The 2,749-nt window shown below is 75.8% G+C and carries 2 protein-coding genes and 1 pseudogene; all 3 read right to left on the bottom strand.

What is annotated here, in order from left to right:
* Positions 1-99: 99 nt before the first annotated feature.
* Positions 100-1,389 (bottom strand): type II secretion system F family protein, encoded by a 1,290-nt coding sequence (locus PSH25_RS17845; protein ID WP_238660154.1) that lies wholly within the window; start codon positions 1,387-1,389, stop codon positions 100-102.
* The gene (locus PSH25_RS17840) at positions 1,386-2,597 is read right to left on the bottom strand and encodes a TadA family conjugal transfer-associated ATPase (protein WP_238660153.1); all 1,212 of its coding nucleotides are present in this window, start codon (positions 2,595-2,597) and stop codon (positions 1,386-1,388) included. The genes PSH25_RS17845 and PSH25_RS17840 overlap by 4 nt, the downstream gene beginning before the upstream one ends.
* Positions 2,594-2,749 (bottom strand): annotated as a pseudogene (locus PSH25_RS17835) (septum site-determining protein Ssd); the annotation flags it as partial. The gene PSH25_RS17840 and the pseudogene PSH25_RS17835, both read right to left, overlap by 4 nt.

The following is a 2,749-nucleotide window of genomic DNA, read 5'->3' as shown; positions in this document are numbered from 1 at the left end:
CGGGCTGACTCGCTAGGCCGGGGTGGCTCGCCGCGCTGGACTTGCTCTCTAAGCCGCGTTGGCCGGCCGAGCTGCGTTGACCGGCCGGGCGCCGGGGCGTCATCCGGCCCGTCCCGGTGTCGCGCCCAGCCGCTCTGCCCAGAGGAGGCCCACGACCTGCAGGGCGACCGCGGCGACCGCGCAGGCTCCGCCGACCGTGCTGTGCAGGAGCACCGCCATGGGGTCGACGCCGATCCCGTACCCGAGCGCGATCCCGCCGATCGGCAGCGCCGCCAGTAGCCAGGCCGTGGCCCGGGCACCGGCCGCCTGGGCCGCCGCTGCGGCCAGCCCCCGGTCGGTCGCCCGAGCGTCCGCCTCGATCCGCTCGACGAGTTCCGCCAGCGGCGCGCCGGTCCGGTCGGCCAACCGCACCGCCGCCGAGGTCAGCTGAGATAGGCGGCCTGCCCCGTCACGCTCGACGGAGGCGACCTCCAGCGCGTGTGGGACGGGCAGGCCGGCCCGTAGGTCCGCCGCGAGGCCGCAGAGCTGGTCCAGCCCACGGCGTCGGCTCCGCTCGGCGCTTCGGTTCACTCGCCACCGCAGCACGGCGCGCACGGCCAGCGTGCCGTACCCGGCCACCGCGACCGCGGCCACCGGACCGCCGACCACGGCACCCACACCGCCGCCGAGCAGACCGACCAGTGGCAGCACGCGGGCCGGCGATCGAGAGATGCGCACCGACGGAGGCGTCTGGTCGGTCGGGCCGACGCGCCCGTGGTCGCGGCAATCGGCATTCGCACACCCGTCGGCTGCCGGCACACCGGACGCGTCGCCCCGACAGCCGACGTCCAGGTCGCCGTGCCCATCGGCGGTTGCCGTGCCGGAAACGTCGTTCCGACCGGCCACATCCACACCGCTGACACCGATCGTGATCGTGGCCGCCGACGCGGCAGCCCGTTGGCCCGCACCGGGCGAGATGATGGCCACCTCCACCGGGGCGGCGCCGGTCGGGCGTCGAGGATCCCGACGAGCCGGGGGCCGCGTCGGGCCCTCCGGACGCCTGAACCCGCCTGCCGTTCCAAGCCACCTCGGGCTGCGGGTGACGTCCCGGTCGGGCCAGCCGAGCGCCGTCCGCGTTCCGTTGGAACCCGCGGTGGCACCCGGCTCATGAGCGATGCCGACCGGATGACCCGAGGGCGGGGCAACGCCGGTGCCGTCGACCGGCCCGTCCGGCGTGCGACCGAGTTCCCTGATCCACTGCACCAGGGCGTCATCCGGATCGACGCCGCCGCCCCTGCGTCCCGGCCCCAGGACTCGACGTCGACGGGCCCGAATGCTCCGCACCGGCCACGCCACCAGGGCAGCGGCGGCCAGGAGCAGCGCCACCACCAGCATCGTCTCGCCGGTCATGCCGGACCCGCCGATCCGGGCCACGGCTCGCTGAGGATGGGCGGCACCGCCACCCCACGCTCCCGCAGCAGCGCCCCGAGGGCACGGGCGGCGAGCCCGAGCCCTCTGCCGCGTACCCAGGCGGGCACCACGGTCACCAGCCGTTCGGGTCCCTCGGGCAGCAGCAGGCAGACCGACTCCAGCACGCGGCCCCGGTCGCCACGTCGCACCTGGAACAGCACCTGCAACGCAGCGGCCACCTGGGCGTGCAGCGCGGCGCGCGGCAGCCCACCCAGCATGCCCAGGGCCTCCAACCGGGCCGGCACGTCCGACGGTGTGTTGGCGTGCAACGTGCCGGCGCCCCCGTCGTGGCCGGTGTTGAGCGCGGCCAGCAGGTCGACCACCTCACCGCCCCGGCACTCGCCGACCACCAGCCGGTCCGGGCGCATCCGCAACGCCTGCCGGACCAGGTCCGCCAGACTGACCACGCCCGTGCCCTCCACATTGGCGGTACGCGCCTGGAGCCCAACCACGTGCGGATGCCCCGGACGCAGTTCGGCGGCGTCCTCCACCAGCACGATCCGTTCGGTGGCCGGCACCATCCCCAGCAGGGTGTTGAGCAGGGTCGTCTTGCCCGACCCGGTGCCCCCGGTCACCAGGTACGCCAGCCGGGCCGCGACGACGGCGGCGAGCAGTGGTGCCAGCGGTCGTGGCACGGTCCCCTGGCGCACCAGCTCGTCGAGGGTGAACGGCCGGTGCCGGAAGGTTCGCAGGGACAGGTAGGGACCTTCGGTCGCCACCGGCGGCAGCACGGCGTGCAGTCGGGTGCCGTCGGGAAGCCGCGCGTCCGCGTACGGGGAACCGTCGTCGAGTCGCCGTCCCGCGCTGGCGATCAGCCGCTGCGCCAACCGGCGGACGTCCTCCACCGAGCCCACCGGCACCGGGACCTGGTGCAGCCCAGATCCGCGGTCGACCCAGACCCGAACGCCGTTGACGAGGACGTCGGTGACCTCCGGGTCGGCGAGCAGCGGCGCCAGCGGCCCGGCGCCGACGAGGTCGTCGCGCACCCGGTCGGCGATCCGCAGCATGGCCGTGTCGCCGAGCACCGCGGCGGTGGGCTCGGCCCGTACCGCGGAGACGATCGCCGCCGCGGTGACCGGGGTGGTGGCGGCGGCGATCCGCTGCCGTACCCGGGCGGCGAGCGTGCCGTCCTCCGGCCCGGCGCTCATGCCGCACCCGTAGCCGGCACGCCGGTGAGGTCGGTGACGATCCGTTGGCAGAGTGCGGCCAGTGGGCCCTTACCTCCGGCGGCCGGCGCCTCGCCCCGCTCCAGCCCTCGGCAGAGCCCCGGCTCGGGGCGCAGCGTGCCGACCAGGGGAAG

Source organism: Micromonospora foliorum (assembly GCF_022229015.1).
Taxonomy (GTDB): domain Bacteria; phylum Actinomycetota; class Actinomycetes; order Mycobacteriales; family Micromonosporaceae; genus Micromonospora; species Micromonospora foliorum.
This window is presented reverse-complemented; position numbering and strand designations above follow the sequence as displayed.